This is a genomic window from Salinivibrio sp. PR6, assembly GCF_001995955.1.
GTDB lineage: Bacteria > Pseudomonadota > Gammaproteobacteria > Enterobacterales > Vibrionaceae > Salinivibrio > Salinivibrio siamensis.
Map to the genome: position 1 here is coordinate 1 of NZ_MUFA01000022.1, position 20843 is coordinate 20843.

The 20843-nt window shown below is 50.0% G+C and carries 18 protein-coding genes and 1 pseudogene; 6 read left to right on the forward strand and 13 right to left on the reverse strand.

Annotation, left to right across the window (positions count from 1 at the left end):
- The first annotated feature begins 262 nt into the window (after positions 1–262).
- On the forward strand, positions 263–1177 hold the full coding sequence (locus BZG72_RS13950) for a LysR family transcriptional regulator (RefSeq protein ID WP_046075863.1): 915 nt from the start codon (positions 263–265) through the stop codon (positions 1175–1177).
- 18 nt (positions 1178–1195) lie between these two features.
- Here BZG72_RS13950 and BZG72_RS13955 read toward each other — a convergent pair whose 3' ends face one another.
- Positions 1196–2353 (reverse strand): lysophospholipid acyltransferase family protein, encoded by a 1158-nt coding sequence (locus tag BZG72_RS13955; protein WP_077667064.1) that lies wholly within the window; start codon positions 2351–2353, stop codon positions 1196–1198.
- A gap of 194 nt (positions 2354–2547) precedes the next feature.
- Here BZG72_RS13955 and BZG72_RS13960 point away from each other — a divergent pair, with 194 nt between their 5' ends.
- Positions 2548–3219: a hypothetical protein gene (locus BZG72_RS13960; RefSeq protein ID WP_077667065.1), complete on the forward strand. Its 672-nt coding sequence runs from the start codon at positions 2548–2550 to the stop codon at positions 3217–3219.
- A 34-nt stretch (positions 3220–3253) separates the two neighbouring features.
- Here BZG72_RS13960 and BZG72_RS13965 read toward each other — a convergent pair whose 3' ends face one another.
- Positions 3254–3772: a nicotinate-nicotinamide nucleotide adenylyltransferase gene (locus BZG72_RS13965; protein ID WP_046075865.1), complete on the reverse strand. Its 519-nt coding sequence runs from the start codon at positions 3770–3772 to the stop codon at positions 3254–3256.
- A gap of 198 nt (positions 3773–3970) precedes the next feature.
- Here BZG72_RS13965 and nadE point away from each other — a divergent pair, with 198 nt between their 5' ends.
- The gene (gene nadE, locus BZG72_RS13970) at positions 3971–4810 is read left to right on the forward strand and encodes an ammonia-dependent NAD(+) synthetase (RefSeq protein ID WP_077606614.1); all 840 of its coding nucleotides are present in this window, start codon (positions 3971–3973) and stop codon (positions 4808–4810) included.
- 49 nt (positions 4811–4859) lie between these two features.
- Here the strand turns inward: nadE and BZG72_RS13975 are convergent, their stop codons facing one another.
- The 9 genes from BZG72_RS13975 to BZG72_RS14015 all read right to left on the reverse strand — a co-directional run bounded on the left by BZG72_RS13975 (position 4860) and on the right by BZG72_RS14015 (position 13667).
- The gene (locus BZG72_RS13975; RefSeq protein ID WP_077667066.1) at positions 4860–5414 is read right to left on the reverse strand and encodes an HD domain-containing protein; all 555 of its coding nucleotides are present in this window, start codon (positions 5412–5414) and stop codon (positions 4860–4862) included.
- A gap of 85 nt (positions 5415–5499) precedes the next feature.
- A complete protein-coding gene (locus BZG72_RS13980; protein WP_077579155.1) occupies positions 5500–5658 on the reverse strand; it encodes a YoaH family protein in 159 nt (52 codons plus the stop codon).
- Positions 5659–5744: 86 nt separating this feature from the next.
- The gene (gene traF, locus BZG72_RS13985; protein ID WP_077667067.1) at positions 5745–6875 is read right to left on the reverse strand and encodes a conjugal transfer protein TraF; all 1131 of its coding nucleotides are present in this window, start codon (positions 6873–6875) and stop codon (positions 5745–5747) included.
- Positions 6876–6998: 123 nt separating this feature from the next.
- The gene (locus tag BZG72_RS13990) at positions 6999–7901 is read right to left on the reverse strand and encodes a DUF2861 family protein (protein ID WP_077667068.1); all 903 of its coding nucleotides are present in this window, start codon (positions 7899–7901) and stop codon (positions 6999–7001) included.
- Positions 7901–8566 (reverse strand): response regulator transcription factor, encoded by a 666-nt coding sequence (locus tag BZG72_RS13995; RefSeq protein WP_046075870.1) that lies wholly within the window; start codon positions 8564–8566, stop codon positions 7901–7903. The genes BZG72_RS13990 and BZG72_RS13995 overlap by 1 nt, the downstream gene beginning before the upstream one ends.
- Complete coding sequence (locus tag BZG72_RS14000) at positions 8538–9977, reverse strand: ATP-binding protein (protein ID WP_077667088.1); 1440 nt, start codon at positions 9975–9977, stop codon at positions 8538–8540. The genes BZG72_RS13995 and BZG72_RS14000 overlap by 29 nt, the downstream gene beginning before the upstream one ends.
- 156 nt (positions 9978–10133) lie before the next feature.
- On the reverse strand, positions 10134–11510 hold the full coding sequence (gene pntB, locus BZG72_RS14005; RefSeq protein ID WP_046075871.1) for a Re/Si-specific NAD(P)(+) transhydrogenase subunit beta: 1377 nt from the start codon (positions 11508–11510) through the stop codon (positions 10134–10136).
- A gap of 9 nt (positions 11511–11519) precedes the next feature.
- A complete protein-coding gene (locus BZG72_RS14010) occupies positions 11520–13073 on the reverse strand; it encodes a Re/Si-specific NAD(P)(+) transhydrogenase subunit alpha (protein ID WP_077639154.1) in 1554 nt (517 codons plus the stop codon).
- Between the two features lie 312 nt (positions 13074–13385).
- Positions 13386–13667, reverse strand: a complete 282-nt coding sequence (locus BZG72_RS14015; RefSeq protein ID WP_046075873.1) for an HlyU family transcriptional regulator — start codon at positions 13665–13667, stop codon at positions 13386–13388.
- A 662-nt stretch (positions 13668–14329) separates the two neighbouring features.
- On the opposite strand from BZG72_RS14015, the gene BZG72_RS14020 reads away from it, so the two are divergent.
- A complete protein-coding gene (locus BZG72_RS14020; protein ID WP_198531486.1) occupies positions 14330–15262 on the forward strand; it encodes a hypothetical protein in 933 nt (310 codons plus the stop codon).
- A gap of 229 nt (positions 15263–15491) precedes the next feature.
- Here the strand turns inward: BZG72_RS14020 and BZG72_RS14025 are convergent, their stop codons facing one another.
- Positions 15492–17240, reverse strand: a complete 1749-nt coding sequence (locus BZG72_RS14025) for a bifunctional metallophosphatase/5'-nucleotidase (RefSeq protein ID WP_077667069.1) — start codon at positions 17238–17240, stop codon at positions 15492–15494.
- 107 nt (positions 17241–17347) lie between these two features.
- On the opposite strand from BZG72_RS14025, the pseudogene BZG72_RS14030 reads away from it, so the two are divergent.
- Both BZG72_RS14030 and ylqF read left to right on the forward strand, forming a co-directional pair.
- Positions 17348–18259, forward strand: a pseudogene (locus BZG72_RS14030) (NAD(P)-dependent oxidoreductase); the annotation flags it as partial.
- A 325-nt stretch (positions 18260–18584) separates the two neighbouring features.
- Positions 18585–19529 carry a ribosome biogenesis GTPase YlqF gene (gene ylqF / locus BZG72_RS14035; protein ID WP_077667089.1) on the forward strand — a complete coding sequence of 315 codons (945 nt, stop codon included), beginning with the start codon at positions 18585–18587 and terminating at the stop codon, positions 19527–19529.
- A 70-nt stretch (positions 19530–19599) separates the two neighbouring features.
- Here ylqF and BZG72_RS14040 read toward each other — a convergent pair whose 3' ends face one another.
- A complete protein-coding gene (locus BZG72_RS14040) occupies positions 19600–20790 on the reverse strand; it encodes an amino acid aminotransferase (RefSeq protein WP_077579160.1) in 1191 nt (396 codons plus the stop codon).
- Positions 20791–20843: the final 53 nt, after the last annotated feature.

A 20843-nucleotide genomic window follows, 5' to 3' on the forward strand; every position in this document is an offset into this window, starting at 1 on the left:
ACAATATTTTGACAATATTTTGTATGTTGTAATGATTATCGTGATAATGAAGGTAAGGTGATCATCTTTCGCTTACAAAGGCAAAAAGTCGTGTTCTCATAGAAGTGTCGATGTCACAACATATTCGCATTTAATAAAATAGATTCGAGGCAGCATAGATGACCACCCTAGACGAACATAATGCGTGACATTGTCACACACATTCCTGACAGCCGACGTTATGTGGTAGTCTCACCCTATTGATGAAATGGATGTGCGTAGAATGCTCGATTACCTTCAACAAATCGTTGTGCTAGCGGCTGTTGCGCAAGAGCAGCACTTTACTCGCGCAGCAGAAAAACTAGGAATTTCTAAGTCCCAGGTCAGTAAACAGGTTCGCTATTTAGAGGATCGGCTCGGTGTGCAGTTGGTGCAGCGCAACACGCGTTCCGTATCGCTTACCGAAGTAGGCAACAGATATGCAGAATACGGTAGCCAACTGATCGCCACGTTGGATGAAGCTGAGGCAATGGTGGCAGGCTATCGGAATGAAGTGACAGGAAAACTAAAAATTGGGGTCGCACAGTCGTTTGGCAATACATTAATGACGCGCCACTTCGCTAAATTCCGCCAAGCTTATCCAGCGCTTAATCTTAACATTAACCTTTTTGACCACCGCCCTAATCTCGTCGAGGAAGGCTATGATTGCTGGGTCGCGATCCATGAACATCCTCCTGAAGGCATGGTGGCGCGAAAGCTGGCTGATTGCCAATTTAAACTGGTCGCGGCACCCAGCTACCTAGAAGCGAGAGGCACACCACAACAACTGGGTGATTTGCGTCAGCACGATTGCATTACCTATCAAAGCCGTGAACGCCGCTATGATAAATGGCCGTTTGTCAAAGCGGGCATAGAGCAAGTGGTGCATGTTAGCGGACAGTACACAATAAATAACGCGCCCGCTGTGCTAGAGGCGGTAAAGGCGGGACTTGGCATTGCCTATTTAGCTACTTACCTTATCAACGAGGAAATAGAAAAAGGCGAGCTTATTGAGCTCATTCCTGAATGGAAGCCTTGTCTTGAGTTACCCATTTACATTGTTTACCCAAGACGCAAGCATCTCGCGCCCAAAGTGAGAGAGTTTGTCGACTTTATGCTGCAAGAAATTGGCGATCCCCCGACTTGGGATCGCCCTTAATCGTGACGCCGTCACTTATCACTGCTCAGCAGTGAGACCGCTGGTTGGCGTATTGGAGGTTGGCACCGTCTTTGATTGGTTGAGTACCGGGTTTGCGTACATTTGGCGCAAGTAATCACGCGCCGCGTCGGGAGCCTGAGCAAGTTTTTGCTCATATAAGCGCTGCTCTGCTGGCGTGACACTGTCATGTTCTACCCCAGCGGCAATATAATTTGCGGGGTATAAACGGTATAACTGGTGGATTTGCGCATCAATTTTCGCGGCCATTGACTCGGGCGAGTCTTGTGACAACGTCACAGGCTCACCAAACGCCACGTGCACATGCCGTTTATCTCCGACAATCCCTTTCACAATGGTTTGAATGTCTTCAAACTCGCTTTTTTCGTAGGCGCCAAGGCGATTGACCGCATCTAATTCAGTCGCTTTGTCCACATCACACGGGTCATTTTGATAAGAGATAGCCACAGGCACCACATTCAGTGCCTCCATATAGGCATCAAACGCTTGCTTACGTTTTCGTCCTTCCATGAAGAACATTTTTAAGATCGCCGGATCCGTGACATCTTGACCGGTCTTTGCCCGCCCCTCACGCTGAGCAATCCAGATAGATTGCCCCTCATCCAGCGATAAGCGTAAATAGGCAGAAAGCTGTGATAGCGACTTCATCATTTCACGTGGTGCTTTGGCAGAGCGTTTGACGATAAAGCTTTTATTGAGCTTCATCAGCTCGGTCGCACACGGCTTACGCAATAAGTTATCACCAATGGCAATCCTCACGGTATCAAGCCCTTGCTGGTGCAAGCACCAGTTTACTAACGCGGGATCCATGGCAATATCTCGGTGATTCGAGACAAAGAGGTACGCTTTATTCGGATCCAACTTTTCTATGCCTGAAACCGTGACTTTGTCGCACGTTGTTTTAATCATCTTGCGCATGTAACTGGCAACATGCAGTTGAACATCCTGCACTGTTTTGATGTTGTTCCACTTTTTGGTTAGATACAATTTAAGCGCTGGCTTTAAAAGCCAACCAAGTGGGCCAGACGCATGTGGATAGCGATAAGACAAGATCGCATTAATGAACTCATCATCTTGGATGAGGCGCTGAATCGCACTGGGAACTTCGTCGTCGTGATAAGGACGAATCTCTTGATAGGGATCGTTAACTGTCTGCACTTTCTTCCATTATATCGAGTAAAAACCGCGCCATTCTACGCAGTCAACAAAGGATTCAAAGTGAACCCACCGAAATTTTACACAGGTTGGAGGTCAGACCTTCAAGCGGGTTAAGAGTTCCACTTGCCGTCCTTGACTTGACCTCGACAACAAAAGTGATCACCATTGCCGCCTTATTACATCGAGACACGGTTATGAAGAACACGAGCGAATACACTCTTTATCACACACCCTCATTGATATTCACCCCTCGAAAGCGCCGCTACACAGCGAACCTGCTTTATGTTGAGGACGGTTTGGTGCTTGTTCGCTTAGGAAAAACAGATATCCCTGTCTATACCGGTCAGGGGTTCTGGCTACCTTTTGAGTGCCTTCACGCACTGACCATCACACCCGATACCCGTTTACACCAATTGGCCGTATCACCACGCACACAACACCCTCTCCCTGAGCGCGTGGGGCATGTTGTTTTGCCTCCATTACTGACCGCTGGCTTGATGGAACTTGGCACGCCGACAGCATCTGTATTAACGGCACAGCAATCGCATCACATTCAAGCCGTGCTGCTTGACCAAATCATGCATCTGGCTCCGACGCAACAACTCGATGCGCCCACGCAAGCGCTGGCAGATTGTGTGGCGTGCGCCCAAACAGGTCAGCCACCGGTGAGCGCAGCGCAACACTACCAATTACAAGCACTCACCCAGCTAACCATTGCACAACTGCAAGAGTATTTTACCGTTCGACAACTCAGAGCGGCGATAAAGTCTGGTAAAACACCGCAGCGCGCGGCTGAGTCGGCAGGACTCTCCACGGCCGACGCTGACATCCTGTATACCCGCTACGCCTGTGTGTTTGAACGCTAAACGCGCGTGTTTTTGAAAACGCACCGATAGGCCGTTAGCGACAAAAGACCGTCTCGCTCAGCTGTGCTGCGATACTGGGTGTGGTGAGATCATCAATCGGTAAGCCTTGCGCCAGTCGTTCACGAATATGTGTACTACGCACCACCACCGTCTCAGGCATCCCTAAGACTGACCAGCGAGAGAGTATTTGCGCACTATGCGCAAATTGGCCAAATTTGAGCAAATTATCAGGGCCAACGACGAACGTGAGTGCTGCATCAGGGTAATCGCGCTGTAACGCGGAAAGCAGCATGTATGTTGTGACAGCGTCACCTTTTTGCCCTAACGACGCCTCTCGCTGACACACGTGTAGATTCGGTAAGCGCAAATCATTAATCAATGCCTGTACCCACCCGCATCGTGTCTCGTAAGGTGCCATCATTTTGCCCCATGCGTGTTTATAACTTGGCACTAGCAGCACCTTGTCAAAATGACACAATTGCGCCAAAACAGACGCGTGGCCTTGAGTGGGTGGATTAAATGCACTGCCAAATACGGCTATTTGCTCTGTCATTATACGCTCTTCGCCAAGTCATTCTCGCGTTTAGGGATTACGGGAGATGATGCCATGAATCTGACCAAAAGCCTAACCTGTCGCCATCAACGTGAGGAGATTCACTCGCGCTATACCCAAGCCAACAGAGATCATGCACAATAACTCCATAGCGTCTTCATTTACATCGTATGCCAGAGTGATTGAGAGGAACATAAGATGGAACACCAGATCCGCGAAGCCATGTGCGTTCAACCGAATATCGATCCTGAAACAGAGATCCGTCGTCGCATCGCTTTTATCAAAACCATGTTGCAACGTTCAGGGACACGTAGCCTCGTGTTAGGTATCAGTGGTGGTGTCGATTCGTCGACATGTGGACGACTAGCACAGTTAGCCGTTGAAGAGCTTAACCAAGAAGCAAGCAACGACCACTATCAATTCATTGCGGTTAGGTTGCCCTATGGCGAACAAAAAGACGAAGACGAAGCGCAACTCGCACTGTCTTTTATTAAGCCGAGTAAAACCGTCACAGTAAACGTTAAGCCGGGTGTCGATGGTAACCACCAATCGGTTTTAGACGCGGTATCTGCCGTTGGCCTACTGCCCGATAGTGATAGCCGTATTGATTTTGCTAAAGGCAATGTCAAAGCACGCGCAAGAATGGTGGCACAGTATGAAATAGCAGGATTAACCCAAGGGCTGGTCATCGGTACCGATCACTCAGCTGAGAACATCACGGGTTTTTATACCAAGTTCGGCGATGGAGCGTGTGATCTTGCGCCGCTCTTTGGTCTAAGCAAGCGCCAAGTTCGCCAACTCGCCGCCACATTGGGGGCGCCGGACATCTTGGTGCATAAAACGCCCACCGCTGATTTAGAGGACTTATCACCGCAAAAAGCGGATGAAGATGCGCTACAGCTGACCTATGAGCAAATAGATGATTTTCTTGAGGGCAAGCCTGTCGATAACGCGGTTAAGGAGAAAATCATACAGGTTTACCAAGCTACACAGCACAAACGTCAACCGATTCCGACAATTTATGATCTCGATAACTGATTGATGAACTAAAGCATTAAGGAGAAAAGCGTGTCTGGCTTAGTCTGAGTCAAGAGATGGATGCGTGCAGTTGATGATCTGGGTGCCGGTCTGCTTGTTGGCCGGCATCAATCAAGCCATCAAGCTCACGCCAGAGGTGATCACATAACCCTGGCCGATACACCGCCACCCGGAAGCCTCCATGCTCGCGTTGATATTGTAAAAAACGCGGCGGACTGTGCTCACTACTGGCAATCACATTGGCTAAACGGTCACAGGTTTTTACCACTAATGCTAGCCACGCAGCTTCATCGCTCGGATCGAGCGCGATCAAACGCTGGTTCAATGCGCGCTTTCTCTCTTTCCGGCTTGGCCGTCGGGGATCCGTCACGAGCATGACAGCTCTGGCAACCGTTGGGCCGAAAAGTGCTGAGATCTCGTCAACACGTGTGGCGGTATCTTCCAAAATGTCATGCAATTGCGCCACAATGCGTGCTTGCTCACCAAAGGGCGCGGCAATGCGCTCAACATGATCAAGGTGACAACGATAAGGCTGGGCACCATAACGTTGCAGTGCGTGCCGCACCCTCGCCCACTCGCGCGCCTTTTCAAGCCGATTGCTCATCCGACACTCCTTTTACTGATCTCCTTTAAATAAATCAGGGATTGGCGGAATTGTAAATAAAAAGGCGATTTGTTTGCAGCTTGTCTCACTCTTCAGACGAAGATGCCTGCGCCGCTTGCGCTCTGATTTCATTAGCAACGTGCATAATGGCCTCGCCACTGCTCATCCCTTCTGCCATCAGTGCATGAATGCGCTCTGCCGCTTCTTGCTGTTGTTCATGGTTTAACGTGACGCCATCAAACATAGGGAACTCTCTTGGTGGTAAATCGTGATCAAAAAAGGCAGGCCATTTTAGGGCCTGCCTCATCATTTGTCATCATCAATAAAGGGCTAGAATGTGAATGCCAGCTGAGCCGATCCGCCATAACTGTCGCTATCAATAATACTGGCAGCAATATCGAAGTTGGCCACACCAAAGGGAGACAACCCTAAACCGAGCGTAAACGCATTGTCGACGTTATCTTCAAGATCCGCGCGATAACCGGTACGTAACTGCGCATGACCAAAGGCATCAAACTCTGCCCCAACCCGGAAAAACTGGGTGTCATCGTCCACATCCAGGGTACCTTTAAAGCCCTTTTTCTTGTTCAAATCCAAATCCGCCGCGAGGGTGACAAAGTCAGATACAAAGGCTGAACCCAGCGTGACTTGCGGCTCAAGTTCATAGGTGAAACTGTGACCTGTTCTCGCGCTGGTCACAGTATCGACATCTTGGCTAACAAGGTTTTTGCCTGCAAGCCCCACCCGATAAGGGCCGGACTGCCAGACGGCGCCAAGGTCCAGGTTAAACGTGTTTTCTTCTTCACGGTAGCGGCTATCATCCCAATCATCCGTATCGTAATCGTCAACCGCGACACCGTAATTATAGGTGGTAATTCTCTGTAGTTTCGGCGTCACGCCCACCGCCACTCGCTGACCCGCGAGCTCGAGGTTAGTGGCCAACGCGACCCCTAACTCACCAATACCCGCGGCAATAATGGTCGCAGTTGAATTGGGGTTGGAAGTGACACCAAAATCACTGGTGTCGATATCAGGTAACACCGCGCCTTCAATCAACCCTGAGGTATAAAGGGTGGCCGAGACAGAGCCAGTAGGAATGCCGACTGCGGCACCGGCGCCTGCATTGAGATACGCTTTATCGCCTTGCACCGCTCTCAATGATTGTTCAATTTGATTGGCATCATTGGTATCAAACGCATCCGCCACATCATCAAGCCCATCAACCAGCTCATCAGGGTCACGCACCTCAGCGCCAAGATAAGGCACGAGAACACCAAACGCGCTGTCAGGGTCAAGCGCGGCCAGCGCAGGATTATGAAAGCCAGCAGAGAGGTAGTCGCCCGATGCGACACCCACCCCGCCCATCGCATTGCCGCGCGCATCGGTGGGATTGGTTGCAGCCATCGCACTGGCAGAGCACGTGGCTAACGCTAGAACAAGTGCTTTCGTTTTAAAAGTCATTGAGCGGCCTCTATATTGTTTGTCTCGCTACTAAAAGCAAGAATAGAGGCAAAACCCAATGGGTGGAGAGCGTTCACTAAAACCTGTGAGCTTTATCAAACTACGACACATCTAAACGTCGCTTTACTGATTATCAGCCTCAGGCGCAATCGCCTCAAGTGAGCCGGGGTCCAAGTCAGGCAGATCAATCGCACGCCCGATGCGCTGTACTTCTTCTATCGATAACGCGCCTTGCCAGCGACGCTCAATCAAGGCAACACTGAACCAATACTGTCCATTGGGTACATCCAGCATGGGTAACTGAGTCGGGAGTCGTTTGTGCTTCTCTGCCGACCAAATCGGTGCACCATCAGTTTGGTTTTGCGGATAAAGATTAAGCGTCAAAAAAGGACGCTGGCAGGTTGAGTTAAAATCATCAAAAGGCGCAATGTGCCAACTGCGGGTGTCTTTCCAGCTCAGCGTTTGACGCGGCTGAGGTTGTGTCAGCAATAACCAACTAGACCATGTCTCTCCCGCCACTGACTCAGCGATTAACTGGTAAAGCCCTTCAGAAACCGGCTCTGATAGCCCATCTTTCACAAGGCGCCAGCGATGTTGTTGCTCTGTCGATAAATCGTCACTGATGACGGTTTCGTCCGGCCATTTTTTCAGTGTAAACGCCTCAACACCAGGCTGCGACTCTCCCGCCACTTGGACGCGGTAGTAAACGCGACTGGTAGTCTGCACCGTTTCTCGACGAATGGAGACATTATTCAGCCACTCCGGCAACGTCTGACGACTCAAACTACGGCCACAATCTTCAGTAATGGCGAGTGCCAATAACTGAGCCAGATGATCCTGACGCGACGCTGAAAGACTGGGCTGTTGCCACGCCTCAATCATCGATTCGACACTGGCCGCGGTTTTCCCCTCTAACAGGCGCTGATGGGCACTGGTTAATGCATCATTGCCATCAAACCATGCTGCATGCACACCACTTGCAGTCAAAATCGTCAGTAATGTTCCAGAAACGACCCACTTTTTCATCATGCTTTCATACGGTAGCCAACGCCACGCAAGGTTTCGATATTGACCGAAGGTAGCTTTTGCCGCAGCTGTAATATGTGCGTATCGACGGTGCGAGTTGTGGGATAATGGTTGTAGCCCCACACTTGATCCAATAGTTCATCACGCGTAAATACCCGTCCCGCATTCTTGGCCAAAAAGTGTAAAAGGTCGAACTCAGTTCGTGTCAAAGTCATCTCTTCTTCGCCACAAAATACCGCTCGGCTCGCGGTATCAATACGCACATCATTGATAATGAGGTCATCGCTCGAGACTTCCACCTCACCCACGGGATGGCGAAGGTGCACACGCACGCGCGCAAGCAACTCGGCCTCCGCAAAGGGTTTGGTGATATAGTCCGTGGCGCCGGAGTCCAGGCCGCCTACACGATCGCGCACCGAGACCATGGCCGTCAGTAAAATCACAGGAATGGTTTTAAGCTTATTCCAATCCGCTAGCCACTCAATGGAGTCGCCTTCTGGCAATTGGCGATCGAGGATCACGAGATCGGCATCTCTCCATAATTCGGCCACTTTTGTCGCATTTTCTGCATATAAGCAGCGGTAGCCTGCTTGTTCCAAGCTTGCCAGTAAACCATCAGCCAGGTTGGCATCATCTTCAACCAGAAGTAACGTCGCTTGCGTCACAATGAATCTCCAAAGTAAATGTGGTGGGTGGGCCAGATAAAATTAACTTCCCTCCCATTCGCTCAATCATGGATTCTACAATCGTCAGCCCCAGTCCAAGTCCACTTTGGCTGACAAAAGGTTTACGTATGTGTTTCCAGTCCTTGGCCGTGAGTTCCCCTTGATCGCGTATCGCGATCGTAAAACGATCCTCAGACACGTGAGCATGAACATCGACGGGTGCAACGCCATATTTGACCGCATTAGCAATCAAATTGTTCAACGATGTTGCTAACCAATAAACATTCGCTCGCACGGCACCATCTTGGCTTACGTGTAACGTAACTTGGTGCTCGTCGCAAATATAACCCAACCACTCTTCAACAGAAGGGATCGTCTCTTTACTGAGAGGTTTCTGGTTGGATTGTAAATAATCTTTACTTGCCTCTGCCAATTGTTTTAGCCGTCGCGAATCCTCGCAAAGCCGGCGGAACTCCTCATAAAACTCATCGGGTAAACTATCAAATTTGCGCCGAAAGCCCTCCACTGTCATGGAGAGGCTCGCAATCGGCGTGCGCAGTTCATGGGTGAGAATTTGCAACACCAACATACGCTCTTGCATCAACCGGCGCTGCACCGTCCAACGGTTAAACGCCCAACCACCCAGTGCCACAAGGTTGATAACGATTAATGCTCCGACCAAGTAGGGCCAATAACTGGGCGCTTTTTCCTCATTCCAACAAATGTTGCCCACTCGCGCCAAACAGAAATCTTGCTCCCCACGAGGGGTGATCCTTAAATCAAACTCGGCCAGTAATGGCTGCCATTGTGAAGCTTGGTATAAATGGTAATAACTGCCAACGCGCACCCACATCTCATTCTGACTGATTAACGATTTAGCGCCGCTGTTTAAGGCATCAACAGCATTAGACTCCATCCGCTGCAATCGTCCCAACAAGCTGTCTGGTTCTGCTTGAGGCCGCTCTTGAATATGAAAAAAACGCATTAGTTCGCTGCGCCGCTCAGGAAATTGCTCTGCATATTTTGCCGCGTAACTCCCCCCACCGGGGTGAATAAAGCCAGACCGAGAGAACCATGCCACCGGAAGCTGAGTGTTATTACACATCGCTCGCGTGAACACCAACGGCTCTGTCACCTTCGGATTGACAGGCCACGGGCCTTGGCATTTTTGTGCAGCTTGATAAAGGCGGCGAATATCTTTTAAAGGATAATTAGCGCTCTGCGGCAACAAGCTATCGGGGCTAAGCAGCACACGAGGGAACGCACGGTTAATACCAATCAGGTTATAGCGTGCAACGGGATCGGCAAGCAATAACTGCGCACGAAAGGCAGTCATCTGTTCCGAGAACGTGCTCGCGGCCAAGGTTGGCCAGCCAGTCAATGTGAGAATGAGTAGCAGCAGAATTCGCATGATCGCAAGCTTACCATCAATTTTTATCAAAATGTCAGTACCGTGTAAGTTCCAAGGCCGCGCCCGGCACTCTCCTTCACGCCAAAAGACGTGGCGAAAAAAAAGAGCCAGTCGAAACTGGCTCTTTTCGGCAACGCCACCAATTAGTAGACGTCATTATAATGCTTTAAAGATCGCTTCAACGCTTTGTTTCGCGTCCCCAAATAGCATACTGCTATTGTCTTTGAAGAACAGCGGGTTTTGCACCCCGGCATAACCTGTGTTCATTGAGCGCTTAAATACCACCACATTTTTGGCGTTCCAAACCTCAAGGACCGGCATGCCAGCGATGGGACTCGATGGATCGTCCGTCGCCGCAGGGTTTACCGTATCGTTGGCACCAATGACCAAAACCGTATCTGTGTCAGGGAAGTCATCATTGATTTCATCCATCTCCAGTACAATGTCATAAGGCACTTTGGCCTCAGCCAACAATACGTTCATGTGGCCTGGTAAACGACCCGCAACAGGGTGAATCGCAAAGCGCACCTCAATCCCCATACTCCGGAGTTTTTCTGTCACCTCGTAAACAGGGTATTGGGCTTGCGCAACCGCCATGCCATAACCCGGGGCGATGACGACGCTGTTAGACTCTTTCAGCATTTCGGCAACTTCTTCGGCTGTGCTTTCTCGATACTCACCGACTTCGTCATCACCAGAAGACGCAGTGCCATCAGAGCCAAAGCCACCGGCGATCACACTAATGAAAGAGCGGTTCATCGCTTTACACATGATGTAAGACAGAATCGCCCCCGATGAGCCCACTAGCGCGCCTGTCACAATCAAGAGATCATTTGCCAACATAAAGCCAGCTGCAGCGGCGGCCCAACCTGAATAGGAGTTCAGCATCGATACCACCACGGGCATGTCTGCACCACCGATCGAGGCCACTAGGTGATAACCAAACGCTAACGCAATCACGGTCACTATCAGCAGTGCCGCTGTTGAACCTTCTGCGTTGACAAAGCTGATTAGCAACAGGAACGAGACAACGACAGCAGCCAAGTTAAGCTTGTGGCGATGTGGCAACATCAACGCCTTGGAAGAAATCACGCCACGTAGCTTACCAAAGGCGACAATCGAGCCGGTGAAAGTGATCGCACCGATAAAGACACCGAGGAAAATCTCAACCAAATGGATATTAAGCATCGCGCCCGTCAGCGGCGGGTGATCGATGTAGGTATTAAAACCCACCAATACCGCAGCCAAACCCACGAAACTGTGTAGCATCGCCACCAGCTCAGGCATTTCTGTCATTTCTACGCGCTTAGCGTAATAAATACCGATCGCGCCACCAATGACCATGGCCAGAATAATCCAGCCCACACCTTGCACTTCCGGCCCCCAAATAGTGGCAACCAGAGCGATCGCCATCCCGGTAATCCCGTAATAGTTGCCTGCGCGCGCTGACTCTTGCTTTGATAGCCCAGCCAAACTGAGAATAAAACAAAGCGCAGCGACAATATACGCAGCTTGTACCAATCCTTCAGACATTCTTTCTCCTTACCCTTTACGGAACATTTCAAGCATGCGCTTTGTAACAGTAAAGCCGCCAAATATATTGATGCTGGCGATCAACACGGCAATGAAAGCAAGGAAGGTTACAAAGCCAATGCCTTGTCCTACCTGCAATAACGCCCCAACGATGATGATGCCTGAGATCGCATTGGTCACGGACATCAGCGGGGTATGCAGCGCGTGAGTAACATTCCATACCACGTAGTAGCCCACCACACAGGCCAGTACGAAAACGGTAAAGTGTGAGAGGAATTCACTGGGGGCATAGTTGGCAATCCACCCGAACGCCCCTGCGGCAGCGGCCATCAGGCCATACTTGGTCGCACGAGAGGTTTTTTTGGGTGCCGGCTTAGGAGCGGGTTCCGCTTTATGCTCTGCTTTGGGTTGCGCAGAGACTTGAATCGGTGGCGCAGGCCAGGTGACCTCGCCTTCTTTGATCACGGTAACGCCGCGCACGACCACATCATCAAAATCAATCTGGATGTTGCCGTCTTTCTCTTTGCAAAGCAGTTTGGTGAGGTTGACTAAGTTAGTCGCATAAAGCTGTGACGATTGGGTGGGCAAACGGCCGACCATATCGGTGTAACCAATCACTTTTACACCATTGGGCGTGGTGATCACTTGGTCTTTTTCCGTGTACTCACAGTTACCACCATTCGCTGCGGCGAGATCGACGATCACACTGCCCGGCTTCATGCTGTCAACCATCTCTTTGGTGATCAGCGTGGGCGCTGGCTTACCAGGGATCAGTGCGGTCGTGACAATAATGTCGACATCTTCTGCTTGCTGCGCATAAAGCTTTTCCGCCGCCTGATTAAACTCGTCAGACATTTCTTTGGCATAACCATCGCCACTGTCTGAGTTGTCTTGTTTAAAGTCGACTTCTAGAAACTCCGCGCCCATGCTCTCGACTTGTTCTTTCACTTCAGGACGAACATCAAAAGCACGGACAATCGCCCCCAAGCTACCGGCTGCGCCAATCGCCGCTAGCCCAGCAACGCCAGCCCCCGCGACAAACACTTTCGCAGGCGGTACTTTACCCGCCGCCGTGATTTGTCCGGTAAAGAAGCGGCCAAACTCATGCGCTGCTTCAACCACCGCACGATAACCGGCGATGTTCGCCATCGAACTTAACGCATCCAATGACTGCGCACGCGAAATACGTGGGACCGCATCCATGGCCATCACATTCACGTTCTGCGCTGACAGACGTTCGAGTAATTCTTCGTTTTGAGCGGGCCAAATAAAGCTCACCAAGGTGGTGCCTGCTTGCAGCAATGCCACTTCATCTTGGCCTGTCTCTTCAATCACGCCTGGTGCATTAACTTTAAAGATGATGTCAGACTGCCAGGCAGCATCTGTATCAACAATGTTCGCCCCAGCTTGTTCGTACGCAGTGTCTTCAAAGCTTGCTTTTTCACCTGCACCCTTCTCTACTACGACGTCAAAACCGAGCTTGATAAGCTGCTCAACCGACTTAGGTGTCGCAGCTACCCTCGTTTCATTAACGAGCCTCTCTTTTGGAACACCAATCTGCATAGCTATTCCCTGAATGTTGGCTTATAAGAAATTTTTTTGGTTATCACAGGCGCTAAAACCGCGGCCTGAAATAGGTTCACTGACAAAAATAAGCATTCCAAGCGGTTTTATTCGCTTATCACGCTGTTGCGGTCTGTTGTCAGTATTTCGTGCTTAGCAACGCAACAGTGTTAACTTAACGAGTTTATTCCTTAATCACCACAGGGCGGGGATCGCCATTGGGGCATAAATGTGATCTGGGCTACACTTTATCCGAATTAATTGCTCATATTTATGCATTATTTTTGCTATCGCGCGATTCGTTGACGCCCCTCAATCAAATAGCCGATCACCGTTTTGATCAATCATCATTTTTGCTTTTGTGACCATCAAGCTGTTGGCATCTTCCTGACTTCCCAGCAAATCTGAGCGAATAAACGTATGAGTGAGTACCTTGTCATCAAGCGGTTTGCAAATGCGGCCACTGACACGATATTGACCGTTTTCGGCGGTCGATTCAGGGTATATCAAATAGCCTTGGTATTCTGTGGGGGTGACTGACACCTGTGGTTGTTTGTCGCTTCCCTTGGAAAACAGTGCAGAGAACCATCCCATCTTTTGTACTCCTCAATTGATCGCATTCGTCGGCTTAGCAAGCCACTCATTTTACGTAAACATTCGAGAACGATTAAACCATAAAAAAACGCCACATCTCGATGATGTGGCGTTTCGCGTTCTATCCGTTTTAAGTCGTCTTATCGGTTTATACCAATATCACGCTGCAAATGTGCCGGTAAGCGACTGGCATCATAAGCGGGAGCGTGTGTGCTGCTAGTGAACAGCACATCCATGGCGTGAGCGATCAGTCCTTTGATTGTTACCGCGTAAGATCGACGAGAACGGGGCATATTAACCGTTGCAGTCGTCATAAGATCCTCGCTTTGTTGTCTTAATCACTCGCCGCAAATTATAAGGGGCTGCCCCGAGATTTAAACTGATGAAAATTAAACCAATGGATTAGTTTTTCTAATCTAAAGTGCTTGCCGGTTAGCACGTATTCATTATGTTAAGTTGCAGTAAAATAAGCTAATCACTTACCTGACATACAAACCATCAATGAATTCAGTTTGTCTGTTTGAATTCACTGCTCGCTCCCTTATCCTGTCTGACTTTTTGTACGACAAAGCGTATTAATCATTGAAAAAGACTATTTTTCACTCGATTACTTATGTAAACCTGATAACATCGTGGTTACACATGTGACCAAGGTGTTGACTATGCTCGCGTTTCTCGCCAAACATTCAGCGTTGTGTCTTTTTATTGCCGCATTGATTGGCTTTGCCTTTCCGAGCGTCTCGTTAGCCTTATTTCCGTTTTTACCTTATGTGCTATTCGCCTTGATGCTGTTTACCCTACTTGGCATTCATCAAGGCCTATTAGTGAAAGCGTTAGCTCAGTGGCAGGTCTGGGTGTACGCATTAGTTCACTCAGTGCTACTTACCATACTCACTTGTTCTCTCGCGTGGCTACTCGGCGCGTCTGCACCTTTGTTACTTGCCATCAGTGGTATTTGCGCTACTGGATCTTTGTTTGCAACACCAGCCATCATTCGTTCTTTGGGAATGGATGCGCTCATCGCCATGGCATATACCATTGCTTCAACGTTGCTGATGCCCGTGGTCTTGTTTATTAATCTCACGGTGCTATCCGGTGACTCATTTTCACTGGACCTGCAAAGCTATGCCGTGCGACTGGTGATCTTCATTTTTGGGCCCATGCTGTTTGCCGCGCTTTTTCACGCGCTGATCAAACCAGAAAAGCTCAAACGCATTCACAGCAAACTGGCACAGTTTACGATTGTGCTAGTGTTCAGTTTTCCATTAGGGCTAGTAGGGCCATTCGGGGCAATGTGGCAAAACGACTCTGGGTATGCGTTAGAACTTTTAGCCATTTCAGTTGCAATTTGCATACTTTTTTTCATCATTGCGTATGGGCTATATCGCAAACGGGGGCGGGAGGCGAGCATGATCGCCGCCGTTTCGGCGGTCAATCGGAATGTACTGCTAACGTACACCGTTGCCGGTGCCGCGCTCGGGCCAGCATTTCTGCCATTAATCGGCGCGATACAGCTGCCAATCTATTTACAACCATTGTTAGTGCGTTGGGGAACCCGGCTCAAACAGGTTCCCCCGCAATCCGCGGATCAGTAAATAGGTTAAATGACCGGCACAAAGTAGACAATCGATGCCCAAGCCACCAACCAAAAACTGATCAAGCCGATATCAAACCAATCACGTTTTTCCATAACCCCTCACCTTTCGATAGTGTGTCGATCAATTCAGGTTCACTCTATGTATCGACAATCTTGTCAAAAACTTAAACGGCAATTGTCTGCCGTAAACACCAAGCTGACTATCAATAAGCAAGGGGCAGGCCAAGTTATTCCCCCCAGCAGGTTTTTCTCTCACTAGACGTTTGGAGGTAACACACTAAAGGCTCAGTAGGTAGCGCTAACACTGACTGCTGACGCGCATAGTCAATAAAGCACTCCGCCATGGATAAACCAATCGAGCGACGGTGGCCGGTTTGAATCGCATCGTATCCTTCTTTTCCTTGGGCGGTATAAGATGACGACACACCTGTGTATTGTCGCTCATTATCTATGGCTATCCAGTGATTACCGCGCTTTATCTCGAGTTGTGTTACCCGCGCACCCATCGGCTGCCACGCTTCGTAGCGATAGCGTATATCGGCGCAATACGGAAAACTGCCTGACCCGAGGCCCGTCATGCCATTGTCTGTGGCATTGTTGATCGCGCCTTCAATCGCACGACGGATCTGTGCCCCGGTTACCTGGTAGGCGATCACGTCGATAGCAAATGGTAACAACGCGCCTGCAATTAAAGCGGCCGAGAGCGGCCCGGCGTTTAAACTGACTCTCACGCCACCCGCATTATGAATAGCAAAATCGGCTTCAATGCCTTGCTCACGTGCCGCCCATAAAAAGCTTTCTGTCACCAGCGGCGCCACTTCGCTGCCGCCCTCGCTGTCAGGCACGCGCACATGACGGAGTCGTTGCGGCACATATGTGACAACGTCACTTTCTAGTTGTGCCACATGGGGACGGTAGGTGCGCTGTAGATACTGTTTCAACGCGAGATCACTGGGTAATATCAGTACATTGTCTTGTCGGTTAAGATAGCTTCTTACTGCTTGATACGAGCCTTCGGTCAATTGCTGTTCCCGCGAGGCATCCATCGCGAGACTGCGCCCCAGTAACAAGTAATTTTGACCATCAAAGGCAACTGGCCGACCGTTTTCATCGATAGATAACGTAAAGCGACCGATGGCTTGCGCATGGCAACCCGCTTGCACAATCCAGGTATCGTTGACTTTATAGCCGTAGGGATCTTCTTTCGCCAAACCAAGGTTTTGAAAGTCTCCCTGCAGCACATGGGTATGTCCTCCCACAATCACATCAATCCCATTAACCGCAGCCGCTAATTCCTTGTCTTTGTCATAACCCAAGTGGCTCAATAGAATAATGGTGTTCACGCCTTGTTGACGCAAAAAAGCCACGGTGTTTTCAGCGATGCGTGTTGCAGGCAAGAAAGGAGTATCATGATCAGGGTGTGCCAATGCCGCCATTTGCTCAACCGCTAAACTGAAGATGCCCACTTTGTGTCCGGCATAGGTTTTAATGAGTGTACTCGCGCGCTCCTCCGGGGCGATGTATGGCAGTAAAGCGGGTTTCTCACTGACGCGCTTGTCCTTGTCTTTTGACTCATCCGCCACATGCCAATTCCCCGCAAGCAATGGGAATTGAATATCATCAAGAAAGTCAGCCACGGGGCCATTCCCTTGGTCAAGCTCGTGATTACCAATCGCCATCGCATCAATACCGAGTCGATTCAGCAAATCTGCATTCGCTTTACCTTTGAACAAGGAGTAATACAGAGTCCCTTGAAAGCAATCACCTGCGTGCAGAAAAAGGAATGCATGGTCATCTTGCTTAGCCTGCTCACGAAAATGTGCCACGGCTGAAGCAATACGTGCGAACCCGCCGCTATTGGCATAAACCGGTGTCGCCTTATCATCCAAGTTCAGCGAGACAGGCGTGGACTCAAAGTGAGAGTGGGTGTCGTTAATATGGGCAATCGTTAACGAGAAAGGTTGTCGTGCTGTCATAATTATCCGTGTTACAACACAAAAAAGGATGATACAAGCTTAACATTGACACATGCAAGAAAGGTTAAGTTTCTGATAAATTAACGACAACGAAACGACAAGGAAGCAAGATGACCATGCAAGTTAATGATATCAAGGTGGCCTTTATTGGCCTAGGCGTGATGGGCTTTCCAATGGCTGGGCACCTTCAGCGCCACGGCTACCCAACTTGCGTCTATAACCGCACCACCGGCAAAGCCGAAGCTTGGTGCGACACCTATTCAGGCACATATGGAATAACGCCAGCCGAAGCCGTGGCTGATGCTGACATCGTCTTTATGTGCGTGGGAAACGATGATGACGTACGCAGTGTGGTGTATGGCGATATTGGTGTGTTAGCCAATATGAAAAAAGGCAGTACACTGGTCGATCACACCACCACCTCTGCCGAGCTGGCCCTTGAGTTGGCACAAGTATGCGAGCGTCAAGGCCTGAGCTTTCTCGATGCCCCCGTCTCAGGCGGCCAAGCCGGTGCGGAAAAAGGCGCACTCACCATTATGGTCGGTGGCAACCCGACTGTGTTCAGTGACATTGAACCAGTAATGAACGTCTATGCCAGCGCAATCCAGCATATTGGCCCGCATGGCAGTGGTCAACGCTGCAAGATGGCTAACCAAATATGTATTGCCGGCGTCTTACAAGGCTTATCCGAGGCACTCACCTTCGCGCAATCCGCTGATCTCGATATCGAAAAGATGATCAATGCCATTAAGCACGGGGCCGCAGGCTCTTGGCAAATGGAAAATCGTGCTTTGACCATGGCAGAAGACAGTTTTGATTTTGGCTTTGCGATTGATTGGATGCGTAAAGATCTGGGCTTTTGTTTAGAAGAAGCCGCCAAGTTAGGCGTGGGACTTCCCTTAACCGAGCAGGTGGATCAACAGTATAACAAGTTACAAGCGCGCGGCTATGGCCGTTGCGACACCTCGGTCCTGATCAAGCAGTTTGATACAGATACCAAACCATCTTCATCGACCTGATCCAAACACGCGCCTTTCCTCGGCACCTGGGGCCGAGGAAAGGCGAAACAAGGTGTATACTAAAGTTAACCAATAAGGAGGGTTGCAATGACAGCTATCTATGTAATCTGCGCCATCGCCATGATGATTGGCCTGTTCACCTTATACGCCCCCTCTATTGAAAAATGGTGTGATAAGCAATTAAGCCCGAGAAAGAAAGATACGTAGTTAGTCACACCTGCCCCAGCTTTTCTCATCCCTCTGATTAAGTGGTATGATGCGCGCCATTCTTGCGCCACTGACTGATATCGTGTTGGCGCACTGGCATCAGCAAGGTTGTACAAACATGGTTAACAACAAAATCCAGTGGTTTCCTGGGCATATGCATAAAGCTCGTAAGGAGATCGAAGAGGTCATCCCTAAGATCGACGTGCTCATCGAGGTGCTCGATGCGCGCATTCCGTTTAGTAGCGAAAATCCGCTCATCAGTACGCTGCGTGGTGAAAAGCCGGTGATCAAGGTACTGAATAAGCGCGATCTGGCCGATCCGACGATGACCGAAATGTGGATGGCTCACCTAGAAAAAGAGCAAGGCGTGTCGGCGATGGCAATCACTACCTCGCACCCGCATGAAGTCAATCAAATCATGGATCGCTGCCGCTCACTCGCCCCACACCGTGAAACCATGGGAAAAAACATTCGCTCGATGATCATGGGGATCCCCAACGTCGGCAAGTCCACCATTATTAATAGCCTTGCTGGCCGAGTGATAGCCAAAACCGGCAACCAACCCGCGGTGACGCGCCAACAACAGCGGATCAACCTGCAAAACGGCGTGGTGCTATCCGATACACCCGGGATTTTATGGCCAAAGGTTGAGAACCCACACAGCGGTTTTCGTCTCGCGGCAACCGGCGCCGTTAAAGATACGGCAATGGATTATGACGAAGTCGCCTTTTATACCGTGGAATACTTGGCGAGCGCCTATCCCGAGCGGCTTAAAGAACGCTATCAGCTTGATGTATTACCCGAAACAGACATTGAGTTAATGGAAGCGATTGGTGCCAAACGCGGTTGTTTGCGCGCGGGAGGACGGGTCGACTTGCATAAAGCCTCAGAAGTGCTGTTGCACGACTTACGCGCTGGTGCGCTGGGTGGCCTCACTTTAGAGAAACCGGATATGATTGAAACCGAGCTGGTACAGGTTGAAGAAGACAACGCCCGCCGAGAACAAGAAAAAGCCGCTAAAAAAGAGGCCCGTCGTAAGCGTTACCTCAAAAATAAGCGATGATTTAGATATAGACGAACAAAGGGGCTTAAAGCCCCTTTTTATTAAATTTCGACCATTAGCGCCGCAGCAGTTAGCCGTTGCGTGTCACATCCACCAGCGCATCGGCCAGTCTATCAATATGACGTTCAGCCAAGCCGGCAATGTTAATCCGACTATCACCCACTGCGTACACGCCATGTCGGTCGCGTAGCTGATTCACCTGATCAACCGTTAACCCGAGGACAGAGAACATACCACGGTGGTGCTGAATAAAATCAAAATAACCATCGCCCGTACGGTCGCGCAGTGCTGCTGTCAACCCTTCACGTAACGTATTGATCCGAGTGTTCATCGCCTCAATTTCATCTCGCCACTGTTTGGTGAGGGCGTCGTCGGTGAGGATGGTTTCAACAATCGCGGCACCGTGATCAGGCGGCATGGTATAAGTGCTTCGCGCAAGCTGAAGGATACGCCCTTTCGCATTTTGCGCTTCTTGGGCAGATTTACCCACCACAATCGCCGCGCCAGTGCGCTCACGGTACAACCCAAAGCTCTTAGAGCACGAGGTGGCAATCAACATTTCCTCAACGTTGTCGGCGAGAATACGCAAACCACGCGCATCTTCCTCCACACCATCACCGAAGCCCTGGTAGGCAATATCCACAAACGGTGTAAAGCCATTACGGTTTGCAAGCTCGGTAATCGCTTCCCATTCTTTCAAGCTGATATCAGCGCCCGTGGGGTTATGGCAACAGCCATGCAGTAATACCACATCGTCCGCACCAGCTTGCGACAACGCGTTAAGCATGGCATCGGTATCCACCATTTTGGTGTCGCGATTAAAATACGGGTAGAACTTGACCGTCAGGCCTGCCGCTTCCATGACAGGTTTGTGATTCACATAGCTAGGATCGGTCAACCACACAGTGGTCACCGGCTTGGCCAGATTCATCAAATCAGCCAACATGCGCAGTGCGCCACTCGCACCTGGGGTTTGCACCGCCGCACATCGGTGGTAAGCATCGGTCCCTTTGAGCAAGAGGTCAACCATGGCTTGGTTGAAGTTTTCATTACCCGCCAGCCCGACATAGGCTTTGGTTTGTTGGCTTTGTGCCAATGATTGTTGCGCCGCTTTAACGGCGTGCATGATCGGCGTTTGACCCTGACTGTCACGGTACACGCCAATGCCCAAGTCCATTTTGTGCTCACGCGGATCGTCACGATACGCCAATGACAAGGAGAGAATCGGATCCTGCTGAGCAGGCGAGAGCAGATCTAACATAGTATTACGTCCTTTTAAGCCTGAATGCTCAAGATACGCTATACCCTACCCCA